Consider the following 20179-nt stretch of genomic DNA (forward strand, 5'->3'; position numbering starts at 1 on the left):
ACCATGGCCAAGGACGTAACCAACACAAGCAACCTGTCTGTCGATGATATCTCGGTCCAGCTGGCCGTTTTGAAAGACGACATCGCGTCGCTGACAAGCACGATGGCCGATCTGACCAAAGCCAAAAGCGCCGAAGCTGCCAACCAAGCGAAATCCACTGCGCAGGATCTGGCGAACTCCGGCCGTGACAAGGCACTGGAAGCGCAGCAAACAGCCGAAGACTTTGTGCGCACACAACCCGCCGCCGCATTGGGTATCGCTGCGGGTGTCGGCTTTATCGCCGGTCTGTTCGCGACACGCCGCTAATGTTCGAATATGTGACGGATAGGGTTGCCCAAAAGGCAACCCGAACGGCGCAAACTGCCGCCATCGGCTTTGGCGCAATGCTCTGCCTGATTGTGGGCGGGGCGTTTCTTGCCGTCGCCGCGTGGCTGTTCTTGCTTACCATCACCACACCGCTAGTAGCCTGTCTGATTATGGGCAGCCTGTTTTTCGGTATGGGTCTTGTATTGATTGCGGCCCTGTCAATCCGGGCCCGTGCAATCCGGCGTCAGAAACGCGAAGCCGCCTTACGCGCACAGGCGATGCAACAGGCGCAAGCCACCGGCGGCGTCGGAGGAATTGCCGCGATCATCACGGCTTTCGTCAACGGTCTGAACGCAGGGAAGCAAGCGCGTCGCTAATGCCTTGCACCATAGTGTCATTGGTGAAAGGCCGGTCTACGACGGAATAGATGTAGGTGTCGGGAATGCTTTGACCTTCGCCGTATAGAACATAGGCGACATCTTTCGTGGGCAGGTCTGCGGCAAAGAGTTCCGACAGGTCATTCGACGTGCCGGACACAAGCGCCACGGCCTGAGACGAACAGCTGCGCAGTTCAGAGATAAAAGCGGAAAGGGTTTCGGACACAGACAATGCGGCGTCACCGAATGCCTGTTCCAGCATGTCGATCACGTCCGCCCGAACGATCGGGTCAGTATCGAATACGAAAAAAGGAATCACAACGCGCCTTTCTAATCCCGTGAAGGTAGCAATATTTCCAAAGCGCCGCGTTAAACTATGACATACGAGTTAGGAATTTTTTCATGGGTATCGATTGCCGCTATTGTCCGCTTCACAAAAAGGACGCCTTTGTCACCATGACAAGGGAAGAGCTTGAGTTCATGCAGAAATTCAAGGTCGGTGAGCTTAGCGTCGACCCCGGCACGACAATCCTCATGCAGGGGTCCAACTCCCCCCAACTTTATACGGTGCTGTCCGGCATGGGCATCCGGCATAAGTCGCTGGATAATGGTGAACGGCAGGTTATTAATTTTGTCTTCCCCGGCGATTTCATGGGACTTCAGGCCGGTATGCTTGGCGAAATGGGCCACAGCGTAGAGGCGCGGACACATATGCGTATGTGCGTGTTCAACCGGTCGGATTTCTGGACCTTCTTCCGCAGCAACCCCAGCCGCGCGTTCGATATCACATGGCTCGCCGCGATAGAGGAGCATTTCCTTGGCGAAACGCTTGCCACTGTCGGGCAACGCACCGCGCTGCAAGCGGTGTCATGGGCGATGCTCAAGTTCTTTGAACGCGGGATGGGGCTGGGGTTGGTGACAAATAACACAATGACCCTGCCCTTCACGCAACGCGATCTGGCGGATGCTTTGGGTCTATCGCTTGTCCATACCAACAAAACCCTCGCGAAGCTGCGTGACCAGCAACTCGCGTCCTGGTCGGATCAGGTGCTGCAGGTCAACGACCTCGACAAGCTCGCCGACGTCGCCGAGACAGAGCGCAGCAAACCGGCCAAGCGCCCCTTGATGTAGGCGCTATTCCTCGCTCACACTGACCAGATTATCCGCAACATAGGCCCCGCGTTTGCCAAGCGGCCGGTCACGGCCAATGGTGCTGTCAGGGCGTGTGCGCAGTTCAACCTGCGCGTTCCACGATGCCCCCATTAGCACCAGAAAACTGCTGATCCACAGCCAGACCAGCATGGCGATCACAGCGCCAATAGACCCGTAGACCTGATTGTAATTGCCGAAGTTCGCAACGTAATAGCTGAACCCGATCGACACCACCGCCCATGAAAACACCGCGAAAACGGCCCCCCATGTCAGCCAGCCAATGCGCGCCGCACGACGGTTCGGACCAAAGCGGTACAGCACACCAACACCGGCCAATAGCACCAAAATCGCGATGCTCCAGCGGATGATCTCGGCGACGAAATAGCCGAATACCCCCAGGGGGATGAACGACAGCACAATCGGTGCGATCACCACAGTGATCAGCGCAATCAGCCCCACCATCACCAAGGTAAAGGTCAGCATCAGCGCCCGCAGATAGTGTCGCGCGGCGTTGCGATTGCGTTCACTATACACGCTGTTCAGGCCGATCATCATCGCGCCCACACCTGCCCGCGCCGACCACATCGCCACCAGAACCGAAGCCGCACCAGCCCACCCCAGTTTGCCGGTGCTGGTTGTGACCAACGACACCACCTGATCATTGAGAATATCATAGACGTCATCGGGCAGCAGACCGCGCATGTCTTCCAGCTGGGCAATGACAACCACAGGGTCAGAGATCAGGCTCAGGATCGTGACCAGCGCGGCAAGGGCGGGAAACAGCGACAACATCGCATAAAAAGCGACCCCCGCCGCGATAAGCGAGACGTTCTTTTCAGAGATATCAACCAGCGCCGCTTTCAGCGCATCCCAGTACAGCTTTACGGTGCCCACCGATTTCTGTGTCAAAACCCTTGATCCTCGTTCCCCACGGCTGCGGCCCCTGCCACATCACATTTACGCTACTTTTCCTCTTCTACCTCATCGCGCACCTGACCCCAAGCGACGAGGGTAAAGATGATCGTTCCGCCAACAATGTTGCCCGCAAGCACCGGTAAGAAGAACTCGAACACCGCCGCCATCAGGCCAAGCTGGCCGTCCAGTATCATCACCGCCATCTCGACAGACCCCGCAACGATATGCGCGAAATCCCCCGCGGCGATAAGCCAGGTGAACACAAGGATCAGGAAGAACGACGTCTCATCCGCCTGCGGCATCATCCAGACGATAAGCGCGACGATGACCCCCGCCGGAATGGCCCGCCAGAACCCCTGATAGGCCCCCATGCTGGTTGCGTGATGCGACAGGTCCAGAATGGCGGGCAGCACCTCGGGCGAAATCGCGGGCGTCCAGAGAAACAGCATCGCCGCGGCAAAGGCCCCCACCACATTCGCCGCCAGCACGATCCCCCACAGGCGGAACATACACATCAGCGAATGCCACGTCTTGGCCCGCATGATCGGCAAAACGGTGGTGATGGTGTTTTCGGTAAACAGCTGCATCCGCCCCATGATCACCGCCAGAAAACCCAGCGAATAGCCCAGGTTCTCGATCAGGAAACGATGCGCGGTATCGGGCAGATAGGTCCGGAACACGGCCTCGCCCAGAACCGACAGACTGATCATCACCCCCGCCGCGATCCCCGACCAGATCAACGACCGCTTGCTGCGCGCCAGCTCTTCCTCGCCCTCACGGCGGATCACCTCGTAGATCAGCTTGGGCGACAATGCCGTCGCTTCGCTGACCGATTTCTCCTCGGCTTGCGCGTCCTGTGGTTTCTTACGCGAAACCTTGCGTTGAATAAGAGGGGCCATTCCTGCGCTCCTGAAAACTACGAACAAATGGGGCCGAGCCCGCAAAATCTGATTGTGATCCAGCATCAAACTAGCGCAGAAACTGCATAAGCACAGAAAGTAACGCAGCAGGGCCGCATAATGTTCACAGAAAATACCAAACTCATGTCGGCAATCCGCGATCGCTTTGCCCATGTTGACAGCTGCCCGTTCCAGGGACCGCGCGTGTTTTTCGAAAACGCTGGCGGCGCGCTGACATTGAACACGGTCGTCGAGACCTCGACCAAATTCGCCGCCATCCCCGACAATCAGGGGCGCGACAACCCCGCGTCCCATGCGCTGGTCGATATCATCAAACAGGCCCGCGCCGATATGGCGTTGTTCTTCAACGCGCCTGACGGGCAGTTCTTTGTCGGCGAAAGCGGGACAGAGCTGTCGTTCCGCCTGATCCGGACAGCCGTTATGGGCAGCGCCCCCGGTGCCGTCATCGGGTCTACTGTGGAACACCCCGCCTCGCGCAGTGCCGCGCAACACTGGGCCGATGTGGCGGGCAAACCCTATATCAGCGTGCCCCACGATAACGCGACAGGTCAGGTAACGCCCGACGCCTACGCCGCTTTGATGACCCCAGAGGTACGGGTCGCCACGATCCTGCACACCTCCCCCGTGACGGGGATCGCCAATGATGTGGCGGGCATCAGCGCCGCGATCCGCGCCATCGCCCCCGACGCCTATATCTTTGTCGACGGCATCCAGCACGCCAGCCATGGGCATATCGACATCGCCAGCTATGACATCGACGGCTATGTCATCTCTCCGTACAAACTGTTCTCGCGCCACGGCTATGGCATTGCCTGGGCGTCAGAGCGTCTTACCGCGCTGCCGATCGAGACACTGGCGAACGGTCCCGCCGGGAATTGGGAAATGGGCACCCGTGACACGGGTGCCTATGCGACATTCTCGGATGTGGTGCGCTATTTCGACTGGCTCGGCAGCCAGGTGTCAGACGCCACAGCCCCCCGCGCACGGATAGAGGCCGCCGCTGCTGCGATCCACGACCACGAAAAACAGCTGACCAATGCGCTGCTGTTCGGCACGGGGAACCTCGCCGGATTGGCCGATCTGGCGGGTGTCACGATCCTGGGCGGCACCGACAACCCCGACCGCGAGGGGCTTGTGTCCTTCACGCTCGACGCCCTGCCTGCGGCGGATATCGTGGCCCAACTCAACGCCCAAGGCATCCGGACCCATGTGCGCAAGGCGGATCACTACTCCGGCAACATCCTGACCCCGCTCGGGTTTGATGCCGCGGTGCGTGTGTCGCTTTGCCATTACAACTCCATGGACGAAGTCCGCGCCCTGCTCACGGCGATGAAGGACATCGCCGCATAAATGCCCGGTTGCGGCTTCATTTTGCAAAATAAACTCGAATCCGACGGGGCAACTGCAGACTTCGCTTGCCATATATGAACGCCCGTTCAAACATGGCGGTATGACAAGCACTCTCTCTACCGCCATTATCGCCAAGCGTGACGATCTGATCGCGCTGACCCAAGATCTGATCCGCATCCCGACGCTTAACCCGCCGGGTCAGGACTATCGGCTGATCTGCGAATACCTTGATACCCGCCTGCGCAAGCACGGGTTCGAGACGCAGCTGATCCGCGCCTTTGGTACCCCCGGCGATAGCGAGAAATACCCCCGTTGGAACATCATCGCCCGCCGCGAAGGCCGCAGGGCGGGCGAATGTGTCCACTTCAACAGCCACACCGATGTGGTCGAGGTCGGGGCCGGCTGGACGTTTGATCCATTCGGGGCCGAAATCTCGGACGGCAAGATTTACGGACGCGGCACCTGCGATATGAAAGGCGGGCTGGCGGCCTCTATCATCGCGGCCGAGACCTTTATCGAACAGCACCCCGATTTCAGCGGCGCAATCGAAATCTCCGGCACAGCGGACGAGGAATCCGGCGGCTACGGCGGTGTCGCCTATCTGGCCGAGCACGGGCATTTCAACCCGGACCGCGTGCAACATGTGATCATCCCCGAACCGCTGCAGAAAGACCGTATCTGTCTGGGGCACCGGGGCGGCTGGTGGGCCGAGATCGAAACCAAGGGCGAGATCGCCCATGGCTCCATGCCGTTTCTGGGCGATTGCGCCGTGCGCCACATGGGCGCAGTGCTCTCCGAGTTCGAAAACAAGCTGTTCCCCGCCATGGCCGCCCGTCACACAGACATGCCCGTGGTCCCCGAAGGGGCGCGTAGTTCAACCATGAACATCAATTCGATCCACGGTGGGCAAAAGGAAAACGACCCGGATTTCGACGGGCTACCGGCCCATTGCGTGCCAGACAGCTGCCGCATCACCATTGACCGGCGCTTTTTGCTGGAAGAACCGCTGGATCAGGTGCGCGGCGAAGTGCGCGCCCTGCTGGAAGGTCTGCGCGAAACGCGGGTCGATTTTGACTACGAGCTGACAGAGCTGAATTCGGTCCTGCCGTCGATGACCGACCGCGATGCGCCGGTCGTGCAAACTGTCGCCCATGCGATCGAGGATATCATGGGCAAAGCGCCTGAATACGTCGCCTCCCCCGGGTCATACGACCAGAAACACATCGACCGGATCGGCAAGCTCAAGAATTGCATCGCCTATGGCCCCGGCCTGCTAGAGCTGGCGCATAAGCCGGATGAATATATCGGCATCGACGATATGGTCGATAGCGCCTGCGTGATGGGGGCCGCGCTGGAGACGCTGCTACTTCCGAAAGACTAAGGCCCTCAGCCGTCAGCAAAGGCGTGTGGCGCGGCGATTGCCAGACCGTCGACGATCGCGGTCATCGCGGCCCCGCGGTGCAGTTCGGCCTGCGGAAATGCATCGCGCATGGCGCGGTCGATCACGCCCATCAGGCTGGACCCGCCGACAAAGATCAGCTTGGTCACGGCGTCGGGTTTTACCTCAGCCTGCGCCGTCAGATCGGTCGCAACCTGCGCGATCTCCGCTGCCATATACGCCAAACTCGTCGCCATCATCGCCGGTGGCAGTGGGACCGTCAGCCCGCGCTCCACGATCTTGAGGTCGATCTGCGGCGGGGCACTGGCATCGGGGTCATTCGCCGCGATCTTGCCGGCCTCTACCGCGAAGGCCATATCGTGGCCCAGCTCATCCTCCAACACACGCTGCAGTCGGTTCAGCAGCTTCGGCTCTACCGCGTATTTCGCCAGATCCTCGACCGCGCGACGCTGTTCGCGGGTGTAAAGGAACGGGATTTTCTGCCATGTCGCCAAATCGGCAAAAACCGCATGAGGGGCGGCGTGGGTTTCATCCCCGAACACATGTTTGATCTGGCTGCCCATCCCCAGATGCGGCATCACATGCTGAAGGCTCAACTCGCGATCAAAGTCGGTCCCGCCAATGCGCACCCCTTTGCTGGCGAGGATATGAATGCCCGCGTCACCTTCCTGCCGGAAAAGGGTAAAGTCAGACGTACCGCCCCCGATATCGACGATCAGCCCCAGATCACCGGGTTCAAGCACAGCACGATTGGCCAGAGCCGCGGCCTCGGGTTCGGGCATGAAGCGGACCTGTTTGAACCCGGCTTGCGTATAGCATTCGGTCAAATCCACCAACGCCTGCGCGTCCCGCGCCGGATCGGCACTGTGGAACATCACAGGTCGCCCTGACAGCGCCCGATCAAACTGCTGGCCGGTGGCGCGCTCTGCCTTCGTCTTCAGCTCGGCCAGAAAGCGCGCCACGATGGCGATGAAATCCATGCGTTTGCCCAACAGAACCCGACTTTCGCGCATCAAGGGCGTGCCCAGCAGACTTTTGAGCGCACGCATATAGCGCCCGTCCTCCCCGCCGATCAGCGCCTCTTGGGCACCGCGACCATAAATGATCCGCTTTTCCTCATTATCGAAAAACAGCGCGGTCGGCAGCGTGTTCTGCCCCGCCTCGACGTTAATCAAATGCGGCACACCGTCTACTGCATAGCCCACGGCAGAGTTGGACGTTCCGAAATCGATACCCAAAGTGGGTGACATCGCAGCCATGGCGCGCCCCTTCAAAACCTCAAAAAACGGCGCATAAACCGCGCACAGGCTGGGTACAACCGATAATTGCGACAGCATCCCGACGCTGGTCAAACCTGACAGAACTGGTTAACATTTTCCTTATTGCCAACAGGAGACACCCATGGCCCATCTTCGCAAACTTATTCTAGGCACCTGCGCTGCCGCGCTGATGGCCACCGGCGTCGCCGCGAAAAACGACATCACCGTCGCGATGCAACTTGAGCCACCGCATCTGGACCCGACCAGCGCTGCGGCGGGGGCTATTGATCAGGTGCTCTATTCCAACGTTTTCGAAGGGCTGACCCGCTTTATGGGCGACGGATCGGTCGTGCCCGGGCTGGCGCAATCGTGGGAAATCTCTGACGATGGCCTGACCTATACGTTCAAACTGCAAAGCGGCGTGACCTTTCACGACGGAACGACGATGGATGCTGCCGACGTCAAATTCTCGCTTGACCGGAGCAATGCCGAAGACAGCGCAAACGCTCAAAAGGCGCTGTTCGGCGCGATCTCGGAGGTGACAGTCGTCGACCCGTCGACCGTCGAAATCAAACTGTCAGAGCCGGACGGCAACCTGTTGTTCAACCTCGCCTGGGGCGACGCGGTGATCGTGGCACCCGAAAGCATCGACAATATCAAGCAACTGCCGATCGGCACCGGCGCGTTCAAATTCACCAGCTGGACCCAGGGCGACAATATCCGTATCGAGAAGAACCCGAACTACTGGGGGACCCCGGCCGCGCTGGATATCGCCACGTTCAAATTCATCTCTGACCCGACCGCCGCTTTCGCGTCGATGATGGCCGAAGATGTTGATGTGTTCGCCGGCTTCCCCGCACCCGAGAACCTGCCGCAATTCGAAGCGGACCCGCGGTTTCAAGTGCTTGTCGGTTCTACCGAGGGCGAAACCATTCTGGCGATGAACAACAAACAGCCGCCGTTTGATGACCCCAAGGTGCGCGCCGCCGTCGCCCATGCCATTGATCGTCAAGCCATTATTGATGGTGCGATGTTTGGATACGGCACGCCCATCAGTACGCATTTCGCGCCCCATAACCCGGCCTATGTCGATCAAACCGCGCTGAGCCTGCATGACATCGAAAAATCCAAAGCTTTACTGGCCGAAGCCGGCTTTGCCGACGGGTTCGAGACCACTCTGGACCTGCCGCCCCCCTCCTACGCCCGCCGCGGCGGAGAGATCATCGCCGCGCAGCTGGCCGAGGTTGGTATCACCGCCAAGATCAATAATGTCGAATGGGCCCAATGGCTTGAAACGGTGTTCAAGGGAAAGAACTTCGGCATGACAATCGTAAGTCACACCGAACCGATGGATATTGGCATCTACGCCAACCCTGATTACTATTTCCAATATGACAACCCTGATTTTCAGGCTTTGATGACCAAGCTGAACACGACAACCGACCCGGAGGCACGCAACGCGTTGCTGGGCGAGGCGCAGACCATGATCGCCCAAGATCACGTCAACGGTTTCCTGTTCCAGCTGGCGTCACTGTCCGTTGCAAAGGCAGGTCTGACCGGCCTTTGGCGCAATGCCCCGACGCAGGCTATCGACCTTACCGGTGTTTCTTGGTCCGAATAGGGCGACATTTGAAGAAAGCGATAGAAGGGGGCTTGGGTCGTGCGCAATGCCCCTTTTTTTATACCATTTTTCTATTCCATACGGTTACCCCCCGCTTGCCCGTGTTGTGCCATTGCCCAAGATCTGCAGCGTCTTAACCTTCGCCGCCACCCGCGTAGGGAAAGCGCACCCGAAGATATCACTGGTCAAGCCGAACTGCCTTATCCGCCCCTCGGACAATATTAGCACTTTGTTCAACGCCGAAATTACACAGGGCTGGCGCGCCGTGATCACCACCGTGCTACCCCGATCCCGCATATGGCGTGCGACCTCTGCCACGATCTGTTCAGCATCGGGACAGCTGAAAAGCGACCGCATCGGATCATCCATCACAACCAGCGCCGGATTGCAGACCAACGCCCGCGCCAGCCCGATCTGCTGTATCTGCCCTTGGGTTAACGAGGACCCCCCACCGCCGCGCACAACACTCATATACCCATCCGGAAGAGCCATAATGGCGTGGTGTACACGGGCCAGCTTCGCAGCGGCGATCACCTGCGCATCCGTGGTATCGGGGCGAAATCTGGAAATATTGTCGAAAATCGTCGCGGGCAGAAGATCAATGGTATCGGGCAAATAGCCGATCGCAGAGCCAATCTGCGCGGAAGGCCATCGAGCCAGATTAACGGCATCAAACCGAACCTCACCGGTTGTAGGAGCCGCAACGCCAACGACCAGTTTTGCCAATATGCTTTTGCCCGCATTTGGCCCGCCGAGCACGCACAGCCCATCCCCCGGTGACAGGTCAAAGGAGACATCCTTCAGCCCGTTCTCCGTCCGCCCCTCGATCCCGTGGGAAACGGCGGTGAAAGAAATCCGGCCCTTTGGTTCAGGCAATACAACCCCCTCGCGCGCCGGGATATTCTGTGAAAAATGGCGGTGCAGATGGCGGTGCGCGGACCAACCGCAGGCAATCCCCTGCCAGCCGCTGATCATCTGGTCGATAGGGGCCAGTACGCGCCCCGCCAAGATCGAAGCGGCCATAATCATCCCCGCCGAGATTTGGCCCTGAATGACCAATATGGCCCCAACTGTCAGGATCGAGGATTGCAACATCAGGCGGAACGATTTGCTGAACGATGCCAGTGCATCCGGCGGGGCGTGCAGGCGCTGATGCCACGCCAGACTGCTGCGCTGAAGCCCGCGCCAATATGTGGCAAGATCATCTTGCATACGCATGGCGCGCAGCGGCTCCGCCAGACGGCGACTGTGATAGGACATATCAGCGAGGGCATGATCCTGATTTGCCGAAATGCTGATCGTGTTGCGCGTCAAATAGCGGCCCGTTGCCATCACGGCACAAGCCAACGCCACGCCGCCCAGAACCATCGCCCCCAACCAAGGATGAATGATGTATAGGGCCAACAAAAAGATCGGCACAAACGGCATATCACAGACACTTATGAACGCGGGACTAGACAGCAGACGTCTAAGGTGCCCCAGTTGTTGCAGGGGCTGTTGTGCGCTTGCCGGTACGTTGTTCTTTTCATCATTGCTGATCCAAGCCGCGAAACACTCAGCCCCAAGCGCCAGGTCCAAACGCACCGAAAGACGGGCCAAAAGCCGTTGCCGGATCAGGTCAAAAAGCCCGAAGAAACAAAAAAGAAGCAGTACAATCCCGAAGAGCCCCATCAGCGTGACCACCGACCCACTAGGCAAAACGCGGTCATATATCTGGATCATGTAAATCGATCCTGTGAGCAGCAGGATGTTGATCAACCCACTGACCAAAAAAAGTAACCCAATCCCCCCAAGCTGTGATCGCAACGCGGCGGCATAGATGTTGTGCGTCTGCACGTTGCACTTCCCCCAAACCAATCAGTCGTCATGGCCGACATTCCCTTGCGGCCTGACTTCTGTGGTAGGGTGATTTCCTTTACAAAGTGGAAAAATTGGCAAATCCGAAAAGGATCAATATTTCAAATTGTACGTTCACTCTGCGGGGATCGCGGCTTCGCATCCATCATCCACAGTCCTGCCCCAAATATGAAGAATACGAAGCCATAGATGCTGCCCCAAATGTGCACCGTCGACAGCGTGAGGGTGAGCCCAGTAAAGCAGAGTATCCAGCCTAGCCGTAACGCCGCTAGGGTCCGATCCATGGTGAAATCTTTGCGCCCGACACGCCAGAGCGCATAGCCATAGCCGACTGTCAAAAAAGTAAACGCCGGCAATCCGAAACGCATCGCGATAAATAGCCAAAAATTGTCGATACTCGAGGTGTGCATCCAAACCGGCCTGAGCCAATCGTTTAGCCCAAGTCCAAATACAGGTGCGCTCCAGACATTGGTCATGCCCCATTGGAAAATAGCGGACCGCCAATAGGCGCTTTCGGCAGAAAATGTCGCATAGCTCATGAAAACTTGGATCGGGGTTCGATTGGAAAGCAAATCAATCACGACGTAAAAAATAACAAAACAGGTTGAGAGGATTAGCCATCGTCGCCCGATCCTGCGACATAGGAAACTCCAGAATATCAGCCCTATCTGCACGATTGCCGCCAGTAGCGCGCCGCTGGACAGCGATAGGAAACAGCTGGCGCAAATCACCGTCATAATCACAGACCGCAGACCCAAGCTGTGCCGTCCCGCCAGCCCGATAAAGTAAAGAGACGTCGCGATTGTACAAAACAAGCCCCAGTGAATTGGATGCTCGAACGAAAGTTGCACCCGCTCCAGTCCCATGCGGCGATCAATCGCCAGATCCACCGGGGTCGTAAGCCCGGTCATCTTCCACAATTCAATGGGAACAGATGTCCCGCTTTGCGACTCTATCAAGGCCAGAGGGAAGCATAACACGATCAGTCCCGTGAGGATCTTAACCACTGCGGCAAAGCTGTGTCTGTCCCGGATAAAGGCGCGCCCGATCAAATACCCGCCTAGAAACTCGACCCCGATTGAGCCTGCATTCTGGGTGGCTTCCACCGGGTTGTTGACCGCTAAGGCCAGCGAAACCCATAGAAAATGCATAAAGAACAGAACGTCTGTCAACAAAACACGCCCGTAGTGGCCGCAAAACAGGCGGAGACTTAGCGGAATAATCAGCACTGCTAATAGCGCCTTGGTCCCGGTCATATAGACCGACCCTAAATTGAAGCCGACGGGCACCAGCAGGAGCCCGAAATACACGAGCACAACCCGTGATACGGGCCGTTGATGGTATAGCCGTATGCGCTTGAGAGAGCGGTGCTGGTCCGTCGCGTATATGTGGTTCACGTCCAAATCATAACTGTCCTTTCGTAAGAAGAATCGGCGGTACGACCACCATTGGGCTGAACATTTAATATTGCGTGAAGATTAACCCGCCCTCCGCCTCTTCCCCTGCGAGGGCAACGGTTCAGCGAGGTTGATATGTATCGATGCCTACGAATTCTGATCGCAAGGTATGGACTATGCAGATGACACTCGGGCTGGGCATGAAACTGGGGCAAACGATAGCGGGGTCGCCGCCGCTAAAGATTTCGCCCGTCACGGAAATTCTTGCAGATGGTTGGCAGGCCGAGCACCGAGATATACCGTCGTTTTCCACCACTTCCGAGGCGCGGAATGTGACCGTGAACCGGCGCGGTTTTGATACGGCGGCGACGGCTGTCAGCAGGGCTTCGGTTGTGCAATTCACCAGCCGTGTCAGGCAGCCCTACCCAGATCATTCAAATTTTACTGACAAGACCGTCGCGTGTTCAGACTTCGTTTACGCGGGCGATACTATCAACGGTGCAATCAATCACAGCACAAGGCCAGCGCCCCGGCCTATTGCCATGTGGTTAAACCATGACCGTGAGAGGGTAGAAGATGATGCACATATACTAAGGCTGGCAGTTGCCCACGCATATGCCCAACAGGGGCAACCCGTCGCGGCGGTGCGGTTCATCGTCCGCGATACGCTTGGCAACGAAGCATCGCAGCTTGTGTCGTCGCAAAGCAGTCTTGGATTTGACGCGTCGGGGCTCCATGTTTCGCATTATGCAGCGACGGTTGATCTATCAGGCTTGGCCCAGGGGGATTTATTGACTGTAGATGCCACCATCTACCCATGGGTGGGGGACGCCTTTTCCATCAGTGCCGACACCGATGAATATCCGTCCCCCAACCTGACGACGCTTCGGATGCTGAACGACACGAGCGGCGGGTATGGGGCATGTTATGCCCAAGTCGATGGAACCACGGGCGACGATGCGACGGGTCAGGCTGCGTCTGCGCGCGCAGATGCCATTGCCGCCCCATTCGCGACAATCGCGGCCGCGGCCAACGCGATCAAGGAATTTAATGCCGCGCATTTTGGGCGGGTGGATGATGCAGGCGGTGGCACGATTTTACTGGCAGAGGGGTCGCATATCCTAACGCCTTTCAAGGCTGCCGGTCGCTCGGCACAGTTGCCCTTGTGTATCAGGGCTGAAGACCCGTTCAAACGGGATACCACGATCTTAACCGACGGTGGGGTCAATCGTTTCAACGGCATACCAACGCACCTCAAGATTTGTGATGTCACTTTGCAGAAAGGCGGGGCGAACACGGTGTTTCTGGACAGTGGTGCGGACTCGGCAGGCAATCTTTTGATAACAAAGAACTGTCTTTGGGACGCCAACGGATTCGGCAGCTACGGCGCTTGGGTTTACCGGGTGGGGCGCTTTGTACAAATCAACTGCTCCGTCGTGCCCAACGAAGATCCACACCAGGGCAATTCCTTTTCGACCGAAGCAATCATGGTCACCGCGATCGGCTGCAAAAGCTGTGCCGGAACAATCACCTATCAGGCGCTCGGCTGTTCGGGACTTGACGAATTCACCCTCCGGGCGCCGACTGGCAACCGGCCTGCCATGACCGGCACGTTTTTAGGGTGGAACACATTCAGCAATGGCAGCGCTACCAATGCAATCGTTTCCGCAAGCGCCGAGATCGGAGAGCGGGGCTTTGCTTTTGTAGGGAACATCGTGGAAAGCTGGGGGAGCTCCACAAATGCGGCGCTGCGATTGAACGCTGACAGCGACACAAATGCAGCCCAAAACATCGTTGTGCACAACAATACCATCGCGGGGGAACGCGCGAATTTGCTGTATCTGGACGGCAGCGAGAACGTGGCGAAGTCGGGCTCTTTCCGGAACAATCTGTTTCACCGCATCAACATCAAAAGCGATGTATTTTCCGGCGAAACCTCCCTTACCGGCAACTGGCCAGCGCGGTACAAGGTTGGATGGTCGCATAATGTCGCAATCGCAGGGTCAAGTAATGAACCCGGCTATGGCCCGTCCTCGTGGCTGGGGGAACTGCCGTCTATCGGTGAGGTTTCACATATCGCCTCGCCTTGGGTCGACGACCGCTCTCACACCGGCAGCAACACAGGCAGTGGTGACTACCGCCCCGACGCACTGTCCGATCTGCCCAAAATATCACCCGCGCAGGCCCCCTATGGCAGCGACCTTGTGGGAAATACATTGGGCGATAGCGGCTTTATCGGCGCGGTGCTATCCTCCGCGTGATCAAAGACCCGCGCTGCCCCTCCCGCGCGAAGGTCAGCGCGGGTCGTTCAATCCAGTGCCAGGACGATACCGCGCAAAGCAACGTCAACGGCAAGGCCAGCGCAATGTTCAGCGCTGGCGTCATGTCCCCCCACACCCAAACCACCAGCCCCTGCAGCGGCATCGCGTAAATATATATTCCGTATGAATAATCTCCGACCCTATTGAACATCAGCAGGGGGTCTAGCTTGCAATACCCCGCCCAGAGGCTGGTGTAGGTCACAGCCAGTGCAAGCATTGGAAAAGCGAAAACCGTAGCGTGCACGGCCCATGTCAGGACGATCAACCCAACGACGAAGGGCCACCGCAAGGTGATATAATCGCGCCAGATCCAGCAGGAGGCCCCGAAAACAAAGGGCAACGACAGCAGCCGCGTTTGCTGTAGGCGCGGATGAATGAGGTCGCCGAGATACGGCGCGATTCCCCACGCGATCAGGTAAAGCGCCAACAGCACCGCCATCACCCGCCGGCGGGACAGGGCCCCGACAAGGCCGACGAACAGGATAAGCGCATAGCAGGCGACCTCATGCGCGAGCGTCCAAATCGAACCTTCTACGGTGGGATAGGGATTCGTCGTGAACACGCCCGGCAAGGTATATTGTGGTTTAAACAAGAGTATATTTTGCACGATAAACCGCGCCGTATCGGGATGCGACAGATACGTACCCGGGTCTAACCCGCTGACCAGCGGCCCCATGATCAGCGCCACGATCAAGATCGACACGGCCAACCCCGGCAGCAGACGCGCGGCCCGCGCCATGACAAAGGACAAGGCAGACCCCTGCCGGTCGTAGCTGCCCGCGATGAAAAAGCCGGACAGGCCAAAGAAAACGAAAACCGCCAGCTCCCCCAGCGAATAGCCAAGCGCTGTTTTCAAAGGCTCAACCGTGCCGCGCCCAAGCGCGAGCGGCCACGCGTGAGAGACCAACACAGCCACCGCCGCCAGAAAGCGAATGAGGTTAAAGTGGTTGTCCCGCCCGATGGCAAGCGCAGACAGGCGGGGCGGCTTGGCGCGTCTCTTCATGGTGAACGGCTGCCGTTGCTTTGGCCGCGGCATGTCACTTGTGCGGTCAAAGTCTTCTTATCGGTGCTGTATCGCCTTGGACTCCATCCCATCGGGTGCTCCTTTTGTGAAAATAATTCTGCGGAGGTCAGGCAGCGCCATCGCCAGACCGGCCAGCAACAGACCGAAGCCTGCGGCCCGAAATCCCGTCGGCTGGTCCTGCGTGAAAACCGCCCAAGCCAATACCGCGACCATACAGATCAGCGGCAGGGCCAATGGCCATAGCGGCACCCGTTGCACGCGGTGCATCCAAAGCAGCGCAATCATCAGCCCTGCGGCTTCGCCCAGTCCTGCGATATGCACCACATGGGGCAGGCTTGCGCCTTGCAGCACACTCCATGCCGCGAGGGGTAGGAACGCGATACGCAACAGGTCCGTCAAAAGCTCGGTCTTGCGATACCCTTCGCTCAGCGCGACAATCGCACACCCGCCTTTGACCACCCGCAACGCCTGAACCGCCGTCAAGAGCGTCAGCAGGGGCAGCACAGCGCGGTATTTATCGCCCAGCACATGGTGTACGAAGGAACCGCCAAGCAGGCAGACTGCCGTGACCATCACTGCGGCCAGCACGATATGGCTTTGGATCGTGGTGATCGCCCGGGCCCGAAATTCCTGGCGCGCGGTGCTGGCTGACAGGCGGGGTAGAAACAGGCTCATCGTGCTGCGCATCAGAACCAGCGACGGCGTCAGTGTCAGCGATACGGCCATGGAAAACAGGGCCAGCGCCTCTAGCCCCAGAAGACGCCCGACGATGGCGCGTTCGCCATTGAACACCAGAAACATCACCGCGCCGCTTGCCATGAGGGGCCATCCGAACTGCATGCTTTGGACCATAACGGTCCCATCAAACCGCAGCCGGTAAGGGCGTTTCGCAACTGCGTGAGACATGAGCGTGCCCAGCGCCATATGCACCAACATGGCAAAAAGCATGATGCGGAAGTCATCGAACATCCGCGATAGGGGCAGCAGCGCGGCCAACGACCCCAGCGGCGGCAGCAGCGCGATCCATATTGCGGCGCGATGTTTGTCGTGACGGGTCTGGCGATAGACGTCCAGATGCATCCCCCCCTGTAACAGCGGCACTACAGAGATCAGCTGAAACGCCCATGTCAGCTGCACCACCCCAAAGGAGCGGGCCAGAAGCGGCGCGAGAAGAAACAGCGCCGCCGCCCCGATCATGCCGCGTATCAGCGCCACACCATGCAGCGCGCTATGGAAATCCGCGTCATCCCCTTTGGGCGCATTGACGATCTGTTGTTGAAAGCCAAGCGCGGTCAGCATCTCTATCATAGCAAGCGCGAGCACGAGGCTTGTGCCGATCCCGAAATCTTCGAGGCCGATCAGACGCGACACCACCACCGTGCGCAGCAGCAAGATCGCGGCGGCGCAGGCGTTGCCGGACAGCAGAAAGCCAAAGGACCGGATCACGGGCCACCCCATGTCGCGCATGTGATGTCAGGGCAGGTCAATGCGGTTCCACCGGTGCAAAAGCCGTTCGGGGTCATGGCCCCGCAGCAGCGACAGCATCCGTCGCGCGCGGTAAAGCCGGATAGACGTCAGCCCGATCAAGGCCATCACACGGTTGCGCGCGCCCTTGATGCGGGGGCTGGTCACAACCTCTGCCACAGCGCATAGCGGTGACGGAATAAGCAGCAGCGCCTTTATCGCCCACCGGATCCGGCCGCCAAGGCCGGTACAGCGCGTCCAGTCATGGGCAAGCTGCCTGTCCCATTTCAGCCGCAGGCCCGTCGCCGTATGCGGCGGGTGATAGACAACCAGATCGGCGGCGAAGCCTATGCGATATCCGGCAAAGGTGGCGCGCTGGCCCCAGTCGCGGTCCTCGGCATGGTGGAGGCCCTTGAACGGGCCGACCGCGTCGAACACCTTGCGATGCACGATCAGATTGCCCGTCCCCGTGAACCCCTGCTGCGCGATGTAGCGGTCCATCCGATACGCAAAAATCGCTTGATATGCGGTCGCGGGGTCCAGCCTGCGCGCTTTACGTTCGATACGGACATCACCGCCAAGGATCGTATGGGGGTCGCGCGCCATATGCGCGGCAATATGCGTCAGCCAATGCGCGTCGGGCAGGCAATCGGCGTCCAGAAAGGCGAGCACATCGCCCTGTGCCCGCGCCGCGCCAAGGTTACGTGCGGGGCCGGGGCCGGGGATCGGCTGATGGATCAGGGATACCCATGGGTAATCGTTAACAACTCCTTGCGGTGACCGGGCGGAGCCATTGTCGACGACGATCACCTCGACCGGCTTCCGCGTTCCGGCGTCCAGCGCAGCAAGGCAACGCGCAAGAGCGTTGTGTTGGTTGAGATGGGGGATCACGACAGTGATGCCGGGCGGGGCGGACGGTGTGTTCATCCCCTCTTAAGACGGGAAGATGGTAAAGATTTCGCTAACGTCGAGGTCTCAGGAGCCGCGGAACCCCCGGCGCAGCTGGCTGCTGATTGGTTCTGCCAGATAACTCAACACGGTCCTGTCTTTGGTCTTCAAAAACGCCTCGATCGGCATACCGGGGACCAAACGGACGGAGGCTGGCAGACGGTCCAGCTCGGTGCGGGGGATATCCAGAATGACCCGATAAAAGCTGTCGCCATTGCGCGGGTCCACCACCACTTGCGGAGAGATGCTGTAAACGCTGCCGGTCAGTTGCGGGGTCGTGTGCGGGTCAAAGGCGGTGAGCACGAGGGTGGCGGGCTGATCATAGCGTACCAGATTGATCGAGCGCGGATCGACCTGCACCTCGAATTCGAACTTTGACTGCTGCGGCACGATATCCATCAAGGTCGCACCCGCCCCGACAACCGCGCCAACGGTCGTGGCGCGCAGTTCATGCACCATCCCGTCGACGGGCGCCCGAATGGCAATACGGTCAAGCTGCGCTTGGCGGGTGAGGATCGATAGGGTCAGTTCCTGAACTTCGGCAGTGACCTCGCGCAGTTGCAGCGCGACCTGTTCCTGAAACCGGCGATCGGCTTGCAGGCTTTCCAGCTTGAGCGTCCAGCGTTGGTGGATCAACCGCGCCAGATCCGCCCGCCGCGCGGCAAGGTCACCGCGCAAACCGGCCCGCGTGGACAGTAGCTGCGACAAACGGACCTGCGGGGCCAGCCCCTTTTCAACCAAGCGCGTGAGGCTGCGCAGCTCTGTCGTGAGGATGGCAAGTTGTTGTTCCAGCGCAGAGATTTGACCGTTAAGGCCCGTGGCCTGGGTTTCGACATCGGCAAGATCACTGGCCATGCGGGCGCGCATCCCCGCGCGCATCTGGGCCCGCGCCTCGAATATCGCGGCCTGCCCTGCCTGCGCTTGCGTCATATCCAGCGCGCCGATTTTTGCTGGCAGATCAATGGCATCGAAACGGGGGGCGGGGCTTTCGTCACGCTCTGCCTCCAGACGGGCGCGCAGGCCCGCTGCCTCGGCCAGACGGGCGCGGGCCATGCGCAGATCAATCTGCAAGATCGTGGCATCAAACCGCGCCAAGACCTGCCCCGCCTTGACGATATCCCCGTTCTGGACCGGCAATTCTGCCAACACGCCGCCATCCACCGTCTGGATCACCTTGGGCTTGCCCGCCACATCGATCTGCCCCGTCGCGATCACCGCCCCCGAAAGCTGTGTTGTCGCGGCCCATCCCCCAAGCAGCGCAAACAAGCAGAACGTCGCGGCCATCGCAGCACCGGTAATGTGCCAAAGGCCGGTCTTGGGCTCAGGGGGGGCATGATGTGGCACGGAAAGCTCCTTTGGTTGATGGACCCGGCGGGGATGCTGGGGGTCATTCACTTTCGACAGAGGCTTGAGGCGCTGCGGCGGCATTCGTGCGGCGGAATTGAGGCGCGGAGTCTGCATGGCCGCGCGGTACAGGGTCAGGGGTGCCCTGTTGCCCGATGGGTTTAAACCAAGCAGGAGGTCAGCCCCGAGGGGGGAGAGACAGATAAAATCGCTTATTTTCAGTCGACTAGGGCAAAATCTCTGCGGTCAACCTTCAGCAAGCCCGCCCTATGGCCGCTGCAAGTTCACGCCGCTTTTACCGTGCACTTCGGTCACATCTCTAAATACCCGGCATTTTAGACCATTTGATCACATCGCGGCGCATAGGCCCTGCCCCCGCGTTTTTACGCTGTGCGCTTGGCGTTGATCATTACCAGACTGTGTATTGTTTCGATCAAAAGCATAGAAACATGGCCACATTGTTTTTGTTTCCGGTCAAAGTGACGCCACATTGTCCCCGTACCCACAACAATACACAGGACGCGG

General features: G+C 59.0%; 17 protein-coding genes. 7 read left to right on the top strand and 10 right to left on the bottom strand.

Going from position 1 to position 20179, the window contains the following annotated elements:
• The first annotated feature begins 3 nt into the window (after positions 1-3).
• Together ABM428_RS01540 and ABM428_RS01545 are read left to right on the top strand one after the other, a co-directional pair.
• Entirely contained in the window at positions 4-306 is a 303-nt protein-coding gene (locus tag ABM428_RS01540) for a YqjD family protein (protein WP_235183729.1), read from the top strand.
• Positions 307-317: 11 nt separating this feature from the next.
• The gene (locus tag ABM428_RS01545; protein WP_235183728.1) at positions 318-683 is read left to right on the top strand and encodes a hypothetical protein; all 366 of its coding nucleotides are present in this window, start codon (positions 318-320) and stop codon (positions 681-683) included.
• On the opposite strand, the gene ABM428_RS01550 is transcribed toward ABM428_RS01545, so the two are convergent.
• The gene (locus ABM428_RS01550) at positions 646-1002 is read right to left on the bottom strand and encodes a hypothetical protein (protein WP_009825650.1); all 357 of its coding nucleotides are present in this window, start codon (positions 1000-1002) and stop codon (positions 646-648) included. The two genes, ABM428_RS01545 and ABM428_RS01550, sit on opposite strands and share 38 nt — an antisense overlap.
• Positions 1003-1085: 83 nt before the next feature.
• On the opposite strand from ABM428_RS01550, the gene ABM428_RS01555 reads away from it, so the two are divergent.
• On the top strand, positions 1086-1814 hold the full coding sequence (locus ABM428_RS01555) for a Crp/Fnr family transcriptional regulator (RefSeq protein ID WP_005850638.1): 729 nt from the start codon (positions 1086-1088) through the stop codon (positions 1812-1814).
• A gap of 3 nt (positions 1815-1817) precedes the next feature.
• On the opposite strand, the gene ABM428_RS01560 is transcribed toward ABM428_RS01555, so the two are convergent.
• Both ABM428_RS01560 and ABM428_RS01565 read right to left on the bottom strand, forming a co-directional pair.
• Positions 1818-2744 carry a YihY/virulence factor BrkB family protein gene (locus tag ABM428_RS01560; protein WP_005850639.1) on the bottom strand — a complete coding sequence of 309 codons (927 nt, stop codon included), beginning with the start codon at positions 2742-2744 and terminating at the stop codon, positions 1818-1820.
• Positions 2745-2797: 53 nt separating this feature from the next.
• A complete protein-coding gene (locus tag ABM428_RS01565; protein WP_132997611.1) occupies positions 2798-3649 on the bottom strand; it encodes a formate/nitrite transporter family protein in 852 nt (283 codons plus the stop codon).
• Between the two features lie 120 nt (positions 3650-3769).
• Between ABM428_RS01565 and ABM428_RS01570 the strand changes: the two genes are divergently transcribed.
• Together ABM428_RS01570 and ABM428_RS01575 are read left to right on the top strand one after the other, a co-directional pair.
• Positions 3770-5020, top strand: coding sequence for an aminotransferase class V-fold PLP-dependent enzyme (locus ABM428_RS01570; RefSeq protein ID WP_353628079.1), 1251 nt, complete (start codon positions 3770-3772; stop codon positions 5018-5020).
• 100 nt (positions 5021-5120) lie between these two features.
• Positions 5121-6401 carry an acetylornithine deacetylase/succinyl-diaminopimelate desuccinylase family protein gene (locus tag ABM428_RS01575; RefSeq protein WP_180828468.1) on the top strand — a complete coding sequence of 427 codons (1281 nt, stop codon included), beginning with the start codon at positions 5121-5123 and terminating at the stop codon, positions 6399-6401.
• A gap of 5 nt (positions 6402-6406) precedes the next feature.
• Here ABM428_RS01575 and ABM428_RS01580 read toward each other — a convergent pair whose 3' ends face one another.
• On the bottom strand, positions 6407-7678 hold the full coding sequence (locus ABM428_RS01580; protein WP_165934333.1) for an Hsp70 family protein: 1272 nt from the start codon (positions 7676-7678) through the stop codon (positions 6407-6409).
• A 142-nt stretch (positions 7679-7820) separates the two neighbouring features.
• On the opposite strand from ABM428_RS01580, the gene ABM428_RS01585 reads away from it, so the two are divergent.
• Positions 7821-9299: an ABC transporter substrate-binding protein gene (locus ABM428_RS01585; protein WP_353628080.1), complete on the top strand. Its 1479-nt coding sequence runs from the start codon at positions 7821-7823 to the stop codon at positions 9297-9299.
• Positions 9300-9383: 84 nt separating this feature from the next.
• Here the strand turns inward: ABM428_RS01585 and ABM428_RS01590 are convergent, their stop codons facing one another.
• Entirely contained in the window at positions 9384-11021 is a 1638-nt protein-coding gene (locus ABM428_RS01590) for a type I secretion system permease/ATPase (RefSeq protein WP_240790839.1), read from the bottom strand.
• Between the two features lie 236 nt (positions 11022-11257).
• Positions 11258-12466 (bottom strand): O-antigen ligase, encoded by a 1209-nt coding sequence (locus tag ABM428_RS01595; protein WP_240790840.1) that lies wholly within the window; start codon positions 12464-12466, stop codon positions 11258-11260.
• Between the two features lie 263 nt (positions 12467-12729).
• On the opposite strand from ABM428_RS01595, the gene ABM428_RS01600 reads away from it, so the two are divergent.
• On the top strand, positions 12730-14814 hold the full coding sequence (locus ABM428_RS01600) for a hypothetical protein (protein ID WP_353628081.1): 2085 nt from the start codon (positions 12730-12732) through the stop codon (positions 14812-14814).
• On the opposite strand, the gene ABM428_RS01605 is transcribed toward ABM428_RS01600, so the two are convergent.
• From ABM428_RS01605 to ABM428_RS01620, 4 genes are read right to left on the bottom strand one after another with little or no spacing between them, the layout of a single operon-like run.
• Positions 14786-15877 carry an acyltransferase gene (locus ABM428_RS01605; RefSeq protein WP_353628082.1) on the bottom strand — a complete coding sequence of 364 codons (1092 nt, stop codon included), beginning with the start codon at positions 15875-15877 and terminating at the stop codon, positions 14786-14788. The genes ABM428_RS01600 and ABM428_RS01605 overlap by 29 nt on opposite strands.
• A 57-nt stretch (positions 15878-15934) precedes the next feature.
• The gene (locus tag ABM428_RS01610) at positions 15935-17365 is read right to left on the bottom strand and encodes an oligosaccharide flippase family protein (protein WP_353628083.1); all 1431 of its coding nucleotides are present in this window, start codon (positions 17363-17365) and stop codon (positions 15935-15937) included.
• 6 nt (positions 17366-17371) lie between these two features.
• Complete coding sequence (locus tag ABM428_RS01615) at positions 17372-18289, bottom strand: glycosyltransferase family 2 protein (RefSeq protein WP_132997619.1); 918 nt, start codon at positions 18287-18289, stop codon at positions 17372-17374.
• Positions 18290-18337: 48 nt separating this feature from the next.
• Positions 18338-19654: an HlyD family type I secretion periplasmic adaptor subunit gene (locus ABM428_RS01620; RefSeq protein ID WP_353628084.1), complete on the bottom strand. Its 1317-nt coding sequence runs from the start codon at positions 19652-19654 to the stop codon at positions 18338-18340.
• Positions 19655-20179 lie beyond the last annotated feature (525 nt).

It is taken from the genome of Sulfitobacter sp. TCYB15 (genome assembly GCF_040435955.1).
GTDB classification, from domain to species: domain Bacteria; phylum Pseudomonadota; class Alphaproteobacteria; order Rhodobacterales; family Rhodobacteraceae; genus Sulfitobacter; species Sulfitobacter pontiacus.